The sequence below is a fragment of the Erythrobacter sp. SCSIO 43205 genome (assembly GCF_019904235.1).
Taxonomy (GTDB): Bacteria; Pseudomonadota; Alphaproteobacteria; order Sphingomonadales; family Sphingomonadaceae; genus Erythrobacter.
On record NZ_CP063202.1, the window covers coordinates 474,119 to 490,940 of the forward strand.

Annotated in this window: 14 protein-coding genes; 8 read left to right on the forward strand and 6 right to left on the reverse strand. The window is 57.9% G+C overall.

The window, feature by feature from the left end; translation table 11 throughout:
• Positions 1-239: 239 nt before the first annotated feature.
• Both INR77_RS02360 and INR77_RS02365 read right to left on the reverse strand, forming a co-directional pair.
• Positions 240-1,532, reverse strand: coding sequence for a hypothetical protein (locus INR77_RS02360; RefSeq protein ID WP_223072352.1), 1,293 nt, complete (start codon positions 1,530-1,532; stop codon positions 240-242).
• A 48-nt stretch (positions 1,533-1,580) separates the two neighbouring features.
• Positions 1,581-2,846, reverse strand: coding sequence for a TIGR04063 family PEP-CTERM/XrtA system glycosyltransferase (locus INR77_RS02365; RefSeq protein ID WP_223072353.1), 1,266 nt, complete (start codon positions 2,844-2,846; stop codon positions 1,581-1,583).
• A gap of 67 nt (positions 2,847-2,913) precedes the next feature.
• Between INR77_RS02365 and INR77_RS02370 the strand changes: the two genes are divergently transcribed.
• The 4 genes from INR77_RS02370 (at position 2,914) to INR77_RS02385 (ending at position 6,456) form a co-directional block, all read left to right on the forward strand.
• Positions 2,914-3,114 (forward strand): hypothetical protein, encoded by a 201-nt coding sequence (locus INR77_RS02370; protein WP_223072354.1) that lies wholly within the window; start codon positions 2,914-2,916, stop codon positions 3,112-3,114.
• The gene (locus INR77_RS02375) at positions 3,111-4,538 is read left to right on the forward strand and encodes a putative O-glycosylation ligase, exosortase A system-associated (protein ID WP_223072355.1); all 1,428 of its coding nucleotides are present in this window, start codon (positions 3,111-3,113) and stop codon (positions 4,536-4,538) included. Before INR77_RS02370 ends, INR77_RS02375 begins: the two co-directional genes overlap by 4 nt.
• Before the next feature lie 157 nt (positions 4,539-4,695).
• A complete protein-coding gene (locus INR77_RS02380; protein WP_223072356.1) occupies positions 4,696-5,148 on the forward strand; it encodes a MaoC family dehydratase in 453 nt (150 codons plus the stop codon).
• A 126-nt stretch (positions 5,149-5,274) separates the two neighbouring features.
• Positions 5,275-6,456: an acetyl-CoA C-acyltransferase gene (locus INR77_RS02385; protein ID WP_223072357.1), complete on the forward strand. Its 1,182-nt coding sequence runs from the start codon at positions 5,275-5,277 to the stop codon at positions 6,454-6,456.
• An 81-nt stretch (positions 6,457-6,537) separates the two neighbouring features.
• On the opposite strand, the gene INR77_RS02390 is transcribed toward INR77_RS02385, so the two are convergent.
• On the reverse strand, positions 6,538-7,365 hold the full coding sequence (locus INR77_RS02390) for an alpha/beta fold hydrolase (RefSeq protein ID WP_223072358.1): 828 nt from the start codon (positions 7,363-7,365) through the stop codon (positions 6,538-6,540).
• A 143-nt stretch (positions 7,366-7,508) separates the two neighbouring features.
• Between INR77_RS02390 and INR77_RS02395 the strand changes: the two genes are divergently transcribed.
• Positions 7,509-8,114 (forward strand): DUF4126 domain-containing protein, encoded by a 606-nt coding sequence (locus INR77_RS02395; RefSeq protein ID WP_223072359.1) that lies wholly within the window; start codon positions 7,509-7,511, stop codon positions 8,112-8,114.
• A gap of 44 nt (positions 8,115-8,158) precedes the next feature.
• A complete protein-coding gene (sthA, locus tag INR77_RS02400) occupies positions 8,159-9,613 on the forward strand; it encodes a Si-specific NAD(P)(+) transhydrogenase (RefSeq protein ID WP_223072360.1) in 1,455 nt (484 codons plus the stop codon).
• Here sthA and INR77_RS02405 read toward each other — a convergent pair.
• The 3 genes from INR77_RS02405 to INR77_RS02415 form a co-directional block, all read right to left on the reverse strand.
• Entirely contained in the window at positions 9,610-10,059 is a 450-nt protein-coding gene (locus INR77_RS02405) for a hypothetical protein (RefSeq protein WP_223072361.1), read from the reverse strand. The two genes, sthA and INR77_RS02405, sit on opposite strands and share 4 nt — an antisense overlap.
• A 92-nt stretch (positions 10,060-10,151) precedes the next feature.
• On the reverse strand, positions 10,152-11,159 hold the full coding sequence (locus INR77_RS02410; protein ID WP_223072362.1) for a nitronate monooxygenase family protein: 1,008 nt from the start codon (positions 11,157-11,159) through the stop codon (positions 10,152-10,154).
• Between the two features lie 9 nt (positions 11,160-11,168).
• Positions 11,169-12,440 (reverse strand): polyhydroxyalkanoate depolymerase, encoded by a 1,272-nt coding sequence (locus INR77_RS02415; RefSeq protein ID WP_223072363.1) that lies wholly within the window; start codon positions 12,438-12,440, stop codon positions 11,169-11,171.
• A 201-nt stretch (positions 12,441-12,641) separates the two neighbouring features.
• On the opposite strand from INR77_RS02415, the gene INR77_RS02420 reads away from it, so the two are divergent.
• The gene (locus INR77_RS02420; protein ID WP_255573876.1) at positions 12,642-14,489 is read left to right on the forward strand and encodes an ABC transporter transmembrane domain-containing protein; all 1,848 of its coding nucleotides are present in this window, start codon (positions 12,642-12,644) and stop codon (positions 14,487-14,489) included.
• A 139-nt stretch (positions 14,490-14,628) separates the two neighbouring features.
• Positions 14,629-16,821 (forward strand): M13 family metallopeptidase, encoded by a 2,193-nt coding sequence (locus INR77_RS02425; protein ID WP_223072364.1) that lies wholly within the window; start codon positions 14,629-14,631, stop codon positions 16,819-16,821.
• Position 16,822: the final 1 nt, after the last annotated feature.

Consider the following 16,822-nt stretch of genomic DNA (forward strand, 5'->3'; position numbering starts at 1 on the left):
GAGTTCCAATCTGTCAGATGCCACCGCTCTGGCGTTGTGCGCGGTGTGCGCGAGGCGGTGGCGAGGTCAAGCAGATACGCACGCCCAAAGGCGATGTATCCGTTTCGCACCCTATTGCAGATGGAATGTCGATATTGCAACCGCGAAGCGTGAAATTTTATTTCGCTAAGATGCAAATCCTGATATTTTTACGCAAGTGAGCTTGCAAAAAATGCGCCTTCTCAAGCTTTTTTGCGTTTTCAGGCAGCTCCGCGAAGCCCTTGCAGACGGCTAAGCGCGCTGCGCAGTTCTTCTTCGGTCTCATCCAGATTGCTTGGTGTTGGAGCTGCGGGCTGAGCCTGATGGCGCGCTGTATCAAAACCGTTCTCGGTGAACAGCGTCAGCGCTTTCAGCGCCTCGGCAAGCGCTGCATCGCGGCTTTTCTGAGTGTTTTCAAATTGCGCGCGTTCCTTTGCCTGACGCTCGTGCAGGGCAGCGGCAAAGCGCTCGACCATCTCGACCAGGCTGAGCTCGTCTGTGGGTTTCTGGCGCAAGGCCTCAAGTGCGGTTGCCGGTTTGAACTCTGGTGAGGGCGCTGGCGCATCGTGCGCTGTCTCGTCTGGCACCACCGAGAAGCCGCCCAGATCAAGCGCGCCGGGTTTTTCGCCCAAAGGTTTGCGCTGTGGGGTGATTTGTTCTGCGCTGAGCGATGCGAACCCGCTCTCAGAGCCGCGTTTGGCAGCACCGTCCTTTGCAGCACCAGTTTCAGCAGCACCAGATTCAGTAGCGCCCGCCTGAGGCTTGCGCGGTGCAAAGGCACGCACTCCATCCGGCCCCTGACCAGCCGCTTCACAGGTCGCGCCTTCGCACGATTCGATCAGCGCATCCTTGAAATGTTTGCGGGTAAAGGCCCAATTGCCGCTGTCATCACCTTGCGCACCGCTGTCCGAATCGCTGTGAATGTCGTCAGGCGCATCCATTTCAAAGCCGCGCTGAGCCAGTTCGCCCAGCGTAGGGCCAGGAGTGGAGGCTGATGGCTTGGAAGGTGCCTCTTCAAAAGGTGTTTGCTTGAAAGGTTGAGGCTCTTCAGTGTCACTTTGGTCAATTGGGGCATCAAGGCTCACGCTGCCAAGGTCTGAAGCCGGATTGATCGGTTCAAATTCACGCGATTTGAACGCTTTGGAAACAAGCGCATCATCGCCTTTTCGCGCCTTGGTGTAGTTTGCAATGGCGCTTGCCACGATAAAGCCAAGGAGCGCGCCGGCACAGCCAACGCCAAGCGCGAGGATCAGCCGCGCTGCGATCAACGGCAGGTACACGCCGCTTAGCGAAGAGGCGCGGGCAATCGCATAATCCGGCATCACCGCCATGATGAGCGCCATCAAGAGCCCGCCCCAGATCGTTACCATGGGCACAAAGGCCCGGTGCTTTGGCACGGTGGCGAAGGATGAACCTGATGCTTTCGCCTTACGCTTGCGCGCCGAACTCTTGCCGTTTTCGACCGCGTCTGCGTGGTTCCTCACGATAGTCCCGATATGCTTGCTCGATTGCATTGCGCGTTTTTGCCTTCATTTGGCCAGTCGGCGCATTCCATCCACGCCTCAGGCACCTAACCCCTGTACGCGCTGCTCGCCATTACGCGAGCCCGCGTCCAAGGCCTGAGCTAAGAGGATATGGTAAACACTAAGATAACGCCGCGCATTTTCATGCCAATTATGGTGTGATTTCACATGGCTAAGGCCGCGTGCGCGGATTGCGTCCCATTCATCGCGCCGGGCAAAAAGCTCATCCAAGGCGCTTGCACAGGCGGCTGGATTGTCGGGCTCGAACAAAAAGCCGGTTTCGCCATTAGTGATAAGCTCGCGGTGCCCGCCAACATCTGACGCGGCGACAAGGCGTTGCTGCGCCATGGCTTCCAAGGGTTTCAACGGTGTCACAAGATCAGTGAGGCGCGAGTGTTTGCGCGGGTAAGCGAGCACGTCGATGAGCGAGTAATAACGCTCAACCTCAGTATGAGGGACGCGGCCTGTGAAGGTGACAGCATCGGGTTCGGGAAGCGATGATGCAAGGTGGCGCCATTTTTCGTCCATCGGGCCTGCGCCTACGAGAAGCAGGCGGGCTCCTGCTTGTTTTTTACGCAGCATTGGCATCGCGGCAATCAGGTCATCGACACCTTCATAATCATAAAAGCTGCCGATATAGCCGATGACGGGCGTGCCCGGCTCGAAACCAAGCTCTGCGGCGAGTGTCTCATCGCGCGGCGCGGGCTCACCAAACAAGGTCAAGTCGACGCCATTAGGCATCACCCCGATTTTGCCCCCCGGTATGCCGCGCGCGATCAGATCATCGCGAAGCCCGTTGCATATGGTAAAGACCCCGTCCGCAGCTTTTGCGATTTGCGTCTCAAGACTGCGGGTAAGGCGGTATTTCAATGACCCTTCAGTCCCCGTCAGATTACCCACGGCGGCATCTTCCCAAAAGGCGCGGATTTCATAAACGAAGGGCACGCCAAGCTTGCGCGCTGCCCGCATCGCGCCGCCACCACAAAGCGCGGGCGAGTGCGCGTGGATCACATCTGGGCGCCATTCTTCGGCAAGCTCTAGGATCGCTTCCATCAACGCCGCCATCTCGCGAAACTCGCTCACCCCGACGGGCCCATTGGGCGTGCCGGGCGTGCGGTGGAAGGTGAGGCCGTCGAAGGCTTCCATTGTCTCGGACCATTCCGCCTCATTATTGTGTCGCTGCGAGGTAATCCCGCGCACTTCGACACCAGCGGCTTCCTGAGCCTTTAAAATCGCGCGCGTGCGGAAGGTGTAGCCGCTGTGAAGCGGAAGCGAATGGTCGAGAACGTGCAGAATCCGTGTCATGGATGAAACGTTTAACCCAATGTGCTTAACGCGCCGTCAACTGCTCTGCTGTAAAGCGCCAGCCAAGATGATCGACTATTTCGCTCTTGCTTTGGGCCACGGCCTGCTTGTGCTCGTGTTTGTGCGGCTGGTTGTGCGCGACAGCCTCGATGTCGATCCGGCGATCACTGCGCTTCGTGAACAAGCCAGGACCAAACGCCCCAACTCAGCCCAGCGGCGCGCATCTCGCAAGGCCGCAGCGCGCGAGCCGGACGACGCGGACCAATGATCGATTTCGTCTTTCTCGGCTTTATCGGCTTCATTCTGGCGCTGGGGCTCAAGCGGCCGTATTTCTGGGTGCTGCTTTATGTCTATATCGACATTCTGGCCCCTCAGAACATCGGTTATGGCATTATTCAAAGCGTGCCAGTGTCGCTCATCGCCTTTGGCGCGGCTTTTGTGGGGTGGGTGTTGTTCGACAAGAAAGAAGGTGCCCGCTTTTCGCTGCGCCAGGGATTGATCCTGCTCCTTTTATGCTGGTGTTTTTTCACGCTTCAGATTGCGGATTACCCCCAAGAGGCTGCGACCAAATGGGACTGGGTGTGGAAGGCGATGGTGTTTGCCATCTTCCTGCCCTTTACCGTCACCACCCGCGAGAGGATCGAAGCGCTTGCGCTCACCATGGTTCTGACCGTCGGGATGATTGTCATCTCAACCGGCATGAAGACGGTGCTGGGCGGGGGCGGCTATGGGTCGCTCAAATTCTTCGTGAAGGACAATAGCGGGATTTACGAAAGCTCGACGCTCGCAACTGTTGCGATCGGCCTCATCCCGATGATCATATGGTTCACCCGCTTTGGCACGATCATCAAGCCGCACTGGACTGTCACCGTATTCGCAGTGGCGCTGTGTTTTGCCTGTTTGATGATCCCCATCGGGACAGAGGCACGCACTGGGCTTTTGTGTATCGCAGCGCTGGGTGTTTGCCTGCTGCGTTATACCGAAAAGCGGCTTTTGTTTATCGCCGCTGCACCCGTGCTCGCCCTGATGGCGCTGCCGTTTTTGCCGCAAAGCTATTACGACCGCATGGCCACCATCGCTCAGCCTGGCGGGGACGAAAGCGCTTCCACCCGGATGCAGGTGTGGGCGTGGACGATTGACTATGCGTCATCGAAACCGCTCGGCGGCGGGTTTGACGCCTATCGTTCAAACTCTTTTACCTACACCATGCCGGTGCGCACTACGAATGAGGACGGCAACACCACCACCACCGAATACCGTGAAGTGACCGACGAAGCGCGCGCCTTTCACTCCTCTTTCTTCGAGCTATTGGGAGAGCAGGGGTATCCGGGGCTGTTCATATGGTTGCTGCTTCACGGGCTTGGCGTGTGGCAGATGGAAAAGACCTATCGGCGCTGGAAGGGCAAGACGCAAGAAAACGAGGCGTGGATTTCGCCCATGGCCGCCGCCTTGCAGATGGCGAGCCTTATCTATCTGGTCGGCGCAACCTTTCAAGGAATTGGCTATCAACCGGTGATGTTGATGATCGTGGGGCTGCAAATCGGGCTTTATTCCTACGTCCATCGGCTCGACTCAGCGAAGCGGTTTCTGGTCACTGATCGGGCATCACAGCGCCTCCAAAGGCGCGCGGTTCGTAGTAAGCGGGCACGCAAGGCTCATTCCGCCCAAGGCCCGCAGCCAGCATTGCCGTAACGGCATCGGCTAACGCCTTTCTCACCTGCTGATCACTCTAACGCTTTATCGTTGCGTTTGGCGTTCGCCCCTGCCATTACGGCCCCAACTTAACGTAAACGTAAACCGCGCGGGCGCGCCATGATGCGTGCCGCGCCAAGGGAAGGGAGCCCAGCACATGACCACACCTCAAGATCTGGCCGCCAAGGTTGGCGAAAACATCGGCACTTCTGAATGGGTCGAGATGACTCAGGAGAAAGTGAATATGTTCGCCGATGCGACCGGCGATCATCAGTTCATCCATATCGATGAAGAAAAAGCCAAGATGACCCCGTTCGGCGGCACCATCGTCCATGGCTTTATGACCTTGTCGATGATCCCCTATCTTGGCGCGAACAGCGATACGCCAAAGATTGATGGCGTGAAGATGGGCGTGAATTATGGCGGCAACAAAACCCGCTTCATCGCGCCTGTGCGCGTGGGCAAGCGTATCCGCGGCCACTGGAAGCTGCTCGAAATGGTCGAAAAGCGCCCCGGTCAATGGCAGCAAACCGCCGAGATCACGATTGAGATCGAGGGCGAGGAAAAGCCTGCCCTGATCTGTGAATGGATCACCATGCTCTTCGTATAAACCCTTCCTCGTCACCCCAGTGAAAACTGGGGTCTAGAGCTACGAATACCCCACTTTGCCGCTTGAGATCCCAGCTTTCGCCGGGATGACGAAATTTGCGGCGATAATAAAAAGGACACCCTCAATATGTCACGTGACGCAGTCATCGTCTCTACCGCTCGCACGCCCATCGGGCGCGCTTACAAAGGCGGCTTTAATGCAACTCCGGGCGCAACGCTCGGCTCGTTCTCTTACAAGGCCGCGGTTGAGCGTGCCGGCATCGACGGCGGTGAAGTTGACGATGTCGTGTGGGGCGCAGTGCTTACGCAAGGAACGCAATCGGGCAATATCGGCCGTCAGGTCGCCCTTCGCGGCGGCGCACCTGTCACTGTCGCAGCGCAAACCATCGACCGCCAGTGCTCCTCAGGCCTGATGGCAATCGCAACGGCTGCCAAGCAAATCATCGTCGACAATATGGACGTTGTCGTTGGCGGTGGTCAGGATTCGATCTCCATGGTGCAGACCCCAGAGATGCGCGTTGCTCCCGACCCCTCGCTGATCGCGATGCACAAGGATGTGTATATGCCGATGCTCGCCACCGCTGAGACAGTGGCCGCGCGCTACAACATCAGCCGCGATGCGATGGATGAATACGCGCTTCAATCGCAGCAACGCACTGCTGCCGCACAGGAAGCTGGCAAGTTCGATGATGAGATCGTGCCTGCCACCACCACCATGATGGTGAAAGACAAGGAAACCGGTGAAATCTCGCAAAAAGAAGTCACCATCACCAAAGATGAAGGCAACCGTCCTTCGACCACTTTGGAAGGGCTGCAAGCGCTCCAGCCTGTGATGGGCCCGGACAAGACGATCACTGCGGGTAACGCCTCGCAGCTTTCCGATGGTTCGTCTGCAAGCGTCCTGATGGAAGCCAAGCTCGCTGAGCAAAAAGGTCTTGAGCCGCTTGGCCGTTATGTCGGTATGGCAGTTGCTGGCACCGAGCCTGACGAAATGGGCATTGGCCCTGTTTTCGCAATTCCGAAGCTGCTTAAGCAAACCGGCCTCAAGATGGATGACATCGGTCTTTGGGAATTGAACGAAGCGTTTGCTGTGCAGGTTCTTTACTGCCGCGATCAGCTCGGTATCGACAACGACATTCTCAACGTCAACGGCGGCTCGATTTCGATCGGTCACCCATACGGCATGACGGGCGCGCGTTGCACCGGCCACGCTTTGATCGAAGGCAAGCGTCGCGGTGCAAAATATGTTGTCGTCACCATGTGTGTCGGCGGCGGCATGGGCGCAGCGGGCCTGTTCGAAGTTTTCTAAGCTTCCTCAGCTCGAAACAATGACAAGGGCGCGCGGAAGGGTCATCCCACCGCGCGCCTTTTTCTTTGAGGCCCTGATAAATCAATTGTTCTGGAAAAAATCGACCAGGTCCGAGGCAAGCCGGTCGGTAACGGTCGCGAACACTGCGTGCGGTTCGTTCTCATATTCGATCAGCGTCGCGCTCTCGACTTTCTCTGCCACTTGGCGACCCGTGACCTCAATCGGGACCGTCTTATCCGCGGTCCCGTGAATGACGAGCGTTGGCACGGTGATGTGCTCAAGGTCTGGCCTGAAATCGGTGTAGGCAAAAGCGGCAGCGGACTTGAGGGTCGCATATTGCGCGCTCTTCATTGTGGTCAGCCATGCCCAGTGTCGTTCTTCGTCGCTCACCTGCGTACCGGGGCCCCCGACACCGTAAAAATCCTTGAAGAAATCAGTGAAGAATGCGCGAAAATCGCTCTTCATGCCCTTGGTCATCTCCTGAAATGTCTCATCCGGGACACCGTCGGGATTATCGTCGGTTTTCAACATATAAGGCACAACCGAGCTGATGAGAGCCGCAGCGTTGACGCCTTTTCCGCCGTGCCGGCTCATGTAGCGCGCGATTTCACCACCACCCATCGAAAATCCGGCGAGGCCGATATTCTCGGTCAGTCCGAGGTGGTTGATCAGATCCGCCAGATCATCGCTGAAAGTATCGTAGTCATACCCCCCCGAAGCATGGTCGGACCGACCGAAACCGCGACGGTCATAGGCAATCGCGCGCATACCTTTGTCGGCAAGCTCCATCATCACCGGATCCCAGCTATCGCCCGATAGAGGCCAGCCGTGGATCAAGATGATAGGACGACCTTCGCCCAGTTCCTTATAGCGAATGTGTGTTCCGTCGCGGGTTGCAAATTTTGGCATGGGGGCGTTTCCTTTGATTATTCATTCGATTCCCCTGACGAACAAGAAGTCAGCGCCATCGTTCCATGACGATTGGGGGCGAGCCGGGACCGTTGCGGCGTGGGGCTTGCCACTGAAGACGCACTGGCGCATCCTGCCTGCCCATGGGCATTTTGGAAATCATCGGGATCGCAGGGTCAGTGAGCCTCTTAAGCGGTTGGCGGCTTTATCTGTGCATTTTTGCAACCGGCCTTGCGATGCGGTTGGAGGCGCTGCCTGTGCCAGAGCATCTGGCCAGTCTCGGCGTGCTTGAAAACCCGTGGGTTATGGGGATCGCAGCTGTTGGCGCGCTGGCGGAATTTTTCGCCGATAAGGTAATGTGGCTCGATAGCGCTTGGGACACGGTGCACACGCTCGTTCGCCCGGTTGGCGGGGCGTTGCTCGCGCTCGCGATTGTCGATCCGTCCGACCCTGCGACCCAAGTGATTGCCTTCTTGCTAGGCGGCGGGGCCAGTTTCCTCGCGCATGGCGGCAAAGCCTCGGCGCGCGCCGTGGTCAACACATCGCCTGAACCTGTCAGCAATGTCGCTGTCTCCACCGCAGAGGATGTCGCGACCGTTGGCCTCTTATGGTTCGCCTATGAATACCCGCTTGCCGCTGCCGGGGTGGCGGCGGTCCTGCTGGTTGTTGTGATCGGTCTTTTGTGGATGGCCAAGCGGGTGATCAGCCGCCTGTTCTTCCGCACTCCTAAGGAAATTTCCGAGGGTTAAGCCACACCCCCTGTGGTCGTTCTCCTGTATGGACGGGAGGCCCTATGGCGCGTTTTGACTTTATTGTATTGGGAGCTGGCCCTGCCGGACGGCGCGCTGCCATCCAGGCGGCTAAACTTGGCAAGTCAGTGGTGGTGGTGGATGACCGCGCAAAGGTCGGCGGAGTGTCAGTGCACACTGGCACAATCCCCTCAAAGACTCTGCGCGAGACGGCGCTTAACCTGTCGGGTTGGCGCGAGCGCGCATTTTATGGCCAAGGGTACAGGACCAGAGCGACAATCTGCTCTGATGATCTTGATCAACGTATCGGTAAAACCTTCGACTATGAAGTGGCCGTCCTCGAACACCAGTTTGCGCGCAACGGTGTGCAGACAATCGCCGGACGCGGATACTTCAAAAGCGCCCACGAGATAGCGATCAAGCGCGAGCTCGGTGGCTCTGAAATCGAAGAGATAATCGAGGGCGAGAAAATCCTCATTTCGGTTGGTACGCGCCCCTATCGGCCCGCACATATCCCGTTCAACCAGACCAATGTCTTCGATAGCGACAGCTTCATCCTCCAACCGCAAATGCCCTCTAGTCTGACGGTGGTGGGCGGGGGCGTGATCGGCCTTGAATATGCGACGATCTTTAGCGCGCTCGACATTCCGGTGACATTGATCGAGCCCAATGAGCAGCTCTTGCCCTTCATGGACCGGGAGATCGTTGATCACCTCGTTCAATCCATGCGTGAGCGGGGGATGTGCCTGAGGCTGGGATGCTCGCTTTCCTATGTCTATTTCAGCGAAAAGGGCGACCCCATTTGCCAATTGGCCGACGGGCGTTTGATCGGGTCGCAAATGGTCCTGTTTGCGGCCGGGCGTGAGGGATCGACGTCTGGCCTCAATCTGGAAGCGTGCGGGCTTGAGGCGGACGGGCGTGGACGGCTCGAAGTCGATCGCACCACGTTTCAGACTTCTGTCCCCCATATCTATGCCGCAGGCGATGTAATCGGCTTTCCCAGCCTCGCCTCCACCTCAATGGAGCAGGGCCGCGCGGTTGCCTGCCATGCGTTTGGCGAACCGATTTGCGCTGACGATCAAGCACCGCCTTACGGGGTCTACGCGGTTCCCGAACTTTCCAGTGTCGGCATGACAGAGGACGATGCGCGCAAAGCGGGCGTTCCTTACGAATGCGGCATTGCGCGGTTCAGAGAAACATCGCGCGGGCACATCATGGGGCTTGAGGCGGGTATCCTCAAGCTCATCTGCCACCGCGACACGCGCAAGCTTATAGGGGTTCACGTCGTTGGCGAAGGAGCCTCGGAGCTGGTCCATATCGGACAGGCCGTGCTTAACCTTGGCGGGACAATCGACTATTTCGTCGAGAACAGCTTCAACTATCCAACGCTTGCCGAAGGCTACAAAGTCGCAGCGCTGGACCTTTGGAACCGTTTGCAAATCGCGCCGGCTAAATCGAGCCCTGAAAAGCCGCGCCGGCGCAAGAAGAAAGCTGCCTAACCGCCGTCGCTTGGGTTGGAGCCGCTTTCGCTCGCGGTGTTTTGCTCGGCCATCATATTGCCGCCGAGCCCTTTTACCACAGATGCCTGCATCGGGCGCCTGAGCCGCGTTTTGTCCTCGCTGGGGGCAAGAAGGCCGCTCACAAATTCGACCATTTGCCCGACCATGCCCTGATCCTGCGGCGGTTTAATCCGCACGGCTTTGTCTGGCTCCACGACCACAAATTTGTCGCCACGCACCAGAACCGCATTGGCCGCTCCGCTTGTCTTGACGACATCGCCCACCTGCAATTCAGTTCCGCGTGCGCCATAGAGTGATTTGTCGCCGCGAATGACGGATACCTGCCCGTCTGCTTCGGAAATGCTCCAACCAGAGCTCTGCGCAAGCGCGGCGCTGCCCATGCACAAGGCTGCTGCAACGCAAATGGTTTTGGTCGTCTGGATCATATTCGCCCCATTGCTTCGATCAGATCGAGCATATGGGATACTACTTAGGCTTTACCGCCAGATTGGGCCTTGTGGTTAAGGGCGGGTAACCATCATTGAAGGAGCACGCGCGCCTCAGCGTCGATTGCGGCAATGATTTCGCCTGCGCTGGGCGCGTCCTTGATAAGCCCCGTCCCTTCACCAACGGTCACGTGTGCGCGGGAGTAATCGCGCGCTTCAACACCCGCCTTATAGTTGGCAATTGCCCCGGCTGGGTCAGCGCCGAGTTCGTCCAAGCGGCCTTCCCATTCGCGGTGAATACCATTTCGAAGCGCTCGAAAATCAAAGTGGGCTGGCCAGTTTTTCTCGCGCAATATGTCAAACACTTTGGAACGCGCGGTGCTGTCACCATCAGCGGCCACGGCTTGAGCAATCGCGGCTTCTGGCGCCAGGCTTTCAGCGCTCGCCCAAAGACGTGAGCCCACCAATGCGCCGTCCGCGCCAAGCATAAGAGCAGCAGCAAGTCCGCGCCCATCGGCAATCCCGCCTGCTGCGAGCAATTGAACGTGGGGCGCCTTGGCGGCGAGATAATCGGCAATTTCGGGCACCAGCGTAAAGGTACTGCGCCCGTCGAGTGCGTTCATCCCATGACCGCCTGCTTCTGCGCCTTGCGCAACGATAACGCTTGCGCCCGCCTCCACCGCCTCGCGCGCCATGGCGAGCGTTTGCACCTGACAGATCAGCGCAATATCAGCGGCGATGATGCGTTTGGCGAGCGCTGTGGGATCGCCAAAGGAAAGCATGATTGCAGCAGGTTTTGCTTCGCGATCCAGCAGCCAATCGAGCGCCGATGAATCCTCCTCCAGTCGCCAGGTGATGAAACCACAGCCCAGCCGCGCAAGAGCCTCTGGCGTATCACAAAGCGCTTCTTCAGCGGCTGAATATTGGGTGCTGGTAAACTCTAGATCGCCGTAAGCCCCGCCGATCAGCGCCAGTGCCCCCGCCTTGGCGCAGGTCGTTGCCAAAGCGCCGCCAGTGCCAAACGCCATAGGGGCAAGCGCAATCGGCGTGGAAAGGCCAAACCGCCGCGCAAAACGGCTATCGCTGAGCCTGTCGGCCATCAATGCCTCTTAAGAATGAGCGGCGATAAACTCTTCGACCACCGGCGCGACTTTCGTGCGCCAGCGGCTCCCGTTGAAGATGCCATAGTGGCCTGCGCCCTCAGCCAGAAGATATTTCTTCTTATCTTCGGCCAAATTGGGCGTGAGTTTGAGAGCCGCCTTGGTTTGGCCGATGCCTGAAATATCATCGCGCTCACCTTCGACCGCGAGAAGGGCGGTGTGAGTAATGCCAGCAAGGTCAACGATCTCGCCTTTATGGCGGAACTCGCCATTGGGGATGGAGTGTTTCTGGAACACTTCTTCGACGGTCTGGAGGTAAAATTCCGCGGTCATATCGCAAACGGCGCGATATTCGTCGTAGAAATCCTTGGTCGCCTGCGCGCTTTCTTCATCGCCCAGTGTGAGGTGTTTGAACATCTCATAATGGCTCATCATATGGCTTTGCAGGTTCATGCTCATAAAGGCGGAAAGCTGCATGAAGCCTGGATAAACCTTACGTCCCGCGCCGCGATATTGCATCGGGACGGTGGCGATTACGCTTTGACGGAACCATTCGATTGGACGGTTCATCGCATGATCATTGACCGTGGTCGGGCTTTCGCGCGTGTCAATCGGCCCGCCCATCATGGTGAGGGTGTCGGGACTTGCGGGCGAGTCGTGCTGGTTAAGCAGCGCGGTTGCGGCGAAGGCAGGAACCGAAGGCTGGCACACTGCCATCATATGCGGGCGCGCAGGCTTGGTCCGTTCTGTCCCCGATTGCGCGGCGATATATTCGAGAAATTCGATCAGATAGTCGATGTAATCATCAAGGTCGAATGACCCTTCGTGCACGGGCACGGTCTTCGCATCGGCCCAGTCAGTGATGTACACTTCGCACGACTCCAGCATCCGTTCGACCGTCCCGCGAAGCAGCGTTGCAAAGTGCCCGCTCATCGGCGCTGCGATCAGCAATTTGGGCCGGCGCGCAGTAGCCTCGCCATCGACAATGTCCACGCCTTCAACGCGGAAGCGTTTGAGATCACCAAACGGGCGATTGAGCACGGTTGATTCGATGACCGAATGGGTCTTTCCATCAATCGCAACTTCGGTGATGCCAAAGGCGGGCTTTCCGTATGCAGCGGTTGAATGGGCAAGCACGTCAAAAGCATTGGCGCTCATCGCGCCGATGGTGGTCTTGCTCCACGGATTGGAGGGGCTGCTTAAGAGCTCGGAACTGAGTGAGGCGACCGTGCTGACTGAATTGAGCCAGCTGCGCTGGAGTTCATAGGCTTTGTAAAGCATTGTTGACCCGTCCAAAGTTTGGGCGCGTGGCTCGACTTATCGGCCCCTTGATCGGGCCTATCACGCGGCGTTTGTGTCTCGTCTTACATGGGGTGTGACAGATAATTGTGCAATGCACAATCGCCTTCGTCGCGCCCGTCTGTCGATTTTGTGGCTTTTGCAGGTGTAATTTTTAGCATTCGCGACTAGGTGAAAGTCGATATGAATGCGCAAGCTGACAAAATCCAGACAGGTGATGGCGACGAAAGTGGGTCGGTGGAGGACACTGCTGAGGTAAGCGAGGCCGCGCCAAAGTCGCGTTCGCTCGCGCCTTTGAGGATGGTTTTTGGTGAGGCGGGGAAATACCCGGCTCAGATCGGCTATGCGCTTGCCGCTTTGATGGTGTCGGCGCTGGCTACTCTCGCGATCCCGTGGCGCTTCAAGGTCATTATCGACGAAGCATTCAGCGGCTCTGCCGGACCCGAAGAGATCGGCCATGCTTTCCAATATCTGCTGATGATTGTTTTAATTCTGGGCATCGGGACAGCGGCCAGGTTTTATTTCGTCAGCTGGATCGGGGAGCGGGTCGTGGCCGACATACGGCTAAAGGTACAGCGCAACCTGCTGCGTTTGTCGCCCAGCTTTTACGAGGAAAACAGCCCTAAGGAAATTTCCAGCCGAATGACTTCGGACACCGCGATTATTGAGACGGTGGTGGGCACAACCGTATCGGTCGCGCTTCGCAACACGCTTACGGGCATTGGCGGGATAATCCTGCTGTTCTATCTTGCGCCGACGCTCACCATATCTCTTTTGATCGGGATACCTCTCGTGATCCTCCCGATTGTCTTTTTCGGACGCAAGATTCGCGCTGTTTCGCGATCAAGCCAGGACCGCGTGGCAGATGTGGGCGCCTATGTGACCGAAGTCCTTTCCGCGATGAAGGTCGTTCAAAGCTTCGGGCAGGAAGCGCGCGAAGGCGATCGGTTTGCCGGCGTTGTGGAGCGGACCTTCGACACTGCGCGGCGGCGGATCGCGCTTCGTGCGGGTATGACATCCATCGTCATCCTGCTCGTTTTTGGCGGTATTACGCTGGTGATGTGGCGCGGCGCGCTTGCGGTTTCGCAAGGTGAAATCAGCGGCGGGACCATCGCTGCATTTGTTCTGACCGGCGGCCTTGTCGCGGGCGCTTTGGGCTCGCTCACCGAAGTTTACGGCGATCTTTTGCGCGGCGCAGGTGCGGCTAGCCGGTTGGCGGAATTGCTTGAGACGCGCTCTGAAATCGCCGCACCGCAGAGGCCAGAAGCGCTGCCGTCGCCGCCTCGTGGATCGCTTTCCTTTCGCAATGTCACTTTTCGCTATCCCGCGCGGCCTGACACGCCTGCGCTCAAAAACTTCAGCCTTGAAATCGAGCCGGGAGAGACGGTTGCTATCGTTGGCCCGTCGGGCGCTGGTAAATCCACGCTGTTCCAACTGGTTGAGCGTTTTTACGACCCGCAAGAGGGCACTATCCGCCTCGACGGCGTGCCTCTGCCAAAGGCGGATCCTGCCGATATTCGCGAGAGGCTGGCTTTCGTCCCGCAAGAGGGTGTTTTGTTCAGCGCCAATGCGCGAGACAACCTTCGCTATGGCCGCTGGGATGCGTCCGATGAAGAAATCTGGGAAGCTGCGCGCGCGGCCAATGCTGAAGAGTTCTTGAAAGCGCTTCCCCAAGGGCTCGACACTTATCTTGGCGAAGGCGGTACGCAGCTTTCCGGTGGTCAGCGGCAACGCGTGGCGATTGCCCGCGCGCTCCTGCGCGATGCACCGATCCTGTTGCTGGACGAGGCGACCAGCGCATTGGATGCGCAAAGCGAACAATTGGTGCAAGCTGCGCTCGATGAGTTGATGAAAGACCGCACGACCCTTGTGATTGCGCACCGCCTTGCGACCGTGCGCGCAGCCGACCGCATTATCGTGCTGAGCAATGGCGAAGCGGTCGAACAGGGAACGCACGCCGAATTGACAGAAAATGGCGGGCTTTACGCGCGCCTTGCCAAGTTGCAGTTTGCAGCAACCGAGGCGGCATAACCGGGCACGACTGAACGGCACTTCTTTCGACGAACAACGCTGCACGTGCGACCAAGGGCAACCTTGTCGATGCGCTTGCGCTAAACCACATTTACGAGAGTAACGTCTCAAGCAATTTTCAATCGGGGACCAATTGAACATGATCCGAACCACCAAATTCCTTCTTGCAGGAACCGCAGCCCTCGCGCTTTCGACGGGCGCGATTGCGCAGGACAATCACCAAGACCACAGCCAGCACCAACCCCACGGCCTCACCGACCATCTTGACGATCACGCCGATACCGGCAGCGAAACCACCGCGCCGACGATGGATTTCGGCAGCTGGGGCGTTGGGCTTGAGACTATTGATAGCTCCATTCAACCGGGCGACGATTTCAACGCTTATGTCAACGGCAAGTGGATTGCCGCCAATGAAATTCCTGCTGACCGTCAACGTTATGGCGCGTTTGATATGCTTCGCGAAGGCGCGACGCAGGATGTGAAAACGCTGGTCGAAGAGCTGGTCGCCTCTGACCCTGCTCCCGGAACGCAAGCGCGCCGCATTGTTGATGCCTACACCTCTTACATGGATGTGGACGCGATTGATGCAAACGGCCTTGCACCTGTGCAGCCCTATCTTGCTCAAATCTATGGCGCATCTGACCTTGATGCGCTGATGCGCGTCTCGGCACAGCCGGGGTTCCCATCGCTTGTCGGCGCACGCGTCACCATCGATGCGCGCAACCCAACCGATTACGCAGTTGGCATTGGTTTTGACGGCATGGGGCTGCCGGACCGTGATTATTACCTTGTCGATTCTGAGAGCAATCTTGAAATTCGCGAGAAATACAAAGCCTTCCTCACGACCATGTTTGAAGCAGCCGGCTATGCGGATGCAGCGGGCGCAGCGGAAGCTGTTTATGCGTTCGAGGCAAAGGTTGCAGCCCTTGAATGGGCACGTCCGGTCCTTCGTATGCCGCAGCTCACTTACAATGTGCTCAGCGAGCAAGAGCTGAGCGAGCTGGCAGGCGATTTCCCGATCGAAGGCGTGCTCGAAGCTTCACAGCTCAATGGGCAGACACGCTTCCTTGCGCGCCAGCTTCCTCCCACAGAGGAAGAAATCGAGGCGATGGGCCTGACTGAGGCGCAGCTCGACATGATTGGTGGTGGTTTGCCAGCCATGATGCAGCTTATCAACGAAACGCCGCTCGCAACGATCAAAGCCTATATGGCAAAAACCATGCTCAACGATTACGCCGCTGTGCTGTCGAGCGATCTGGATGAAGCGAGCTTTGATTTCTACGGTCGCACGATCAATGGCCGCGAAGAGCAGCAGGACCGCTGGAAGCGCGCGATCAGTGCAGTGGAACAGGCTTTGGGTGAGCAACTTGGTGCGCTTTATGTCGAGAAGCATTTCCCGCCTGAAAGCAAGGCGCGCATGGATGAGCTTGTTGCCAACCTCACGACCGCGATGAACGAGGCGCTTGATCGCAACGAGTGGATGACCGAGGCGACCATTGAAGAGGCACGCGACAAGCTTAATGGCTTCGTGCCGATGATCGGCTATCCGGACGAGTTCAAGACTTATGACGGCATGGAAATCACCGCCGACAACCCGCTTGCCAATGCGTTTTCGGTTGCCTCGTGGTGGGATGCGGAAATGCGTTCGCGCCTCGATGAAAAGGTTGATCCGACCGAATGGGGCATGACGCCGCAAACGGTGAACGCCTATTATTCGCCGCTGACCAATCGCATCGTCTTCCCCGCTGCGATCCTGCAACCGCCGTTCTTTAACGCCAGCGCTGATCCGGCGGTCAATTATGGCGGCATTGGCGCTGTCATCGGGCACGAGATTGGCCATGGCTATGATGACCAAGGCTCGCAATTCGACGCGACAGGCACGCTGCGCAATTGGTGGCAACCCGAAGACCGCGAAGGCTTCGTCGAGTTTACCAAGCAAATGGGCGAATTCATCGAAGCGTATTGTCCGGTTGAAGGGTCAAACGGGCCAGAATGCCTTCGCGCAGGTCAATCCATGGGAGAGACGCTTGGCGATGTGGTCGGGCTGCAAATGGCCTACCGCGCATACAAACTTTCGCTCAACGGTGAAGAGGCTCCGGTGATTGACGGCCTTACTGGCGATCAACGCTTCTTCCTTGGTTTTGCTCAGATCTGGCGCGGGATGGAGCGCGAGGAGAGCCTTCGTAACCGGGTCATGACGGCCAACCACCCTCCCGGCGAATTCCGCCTGAACAATGCCGTGCGTCATAATGATGCGTGGTACGAGGCGTTTAACGTCACTGAAGAGCACGAATTGTATCTCCCGCCAGAGAAGCGCGTGAAGATCTGGTAAA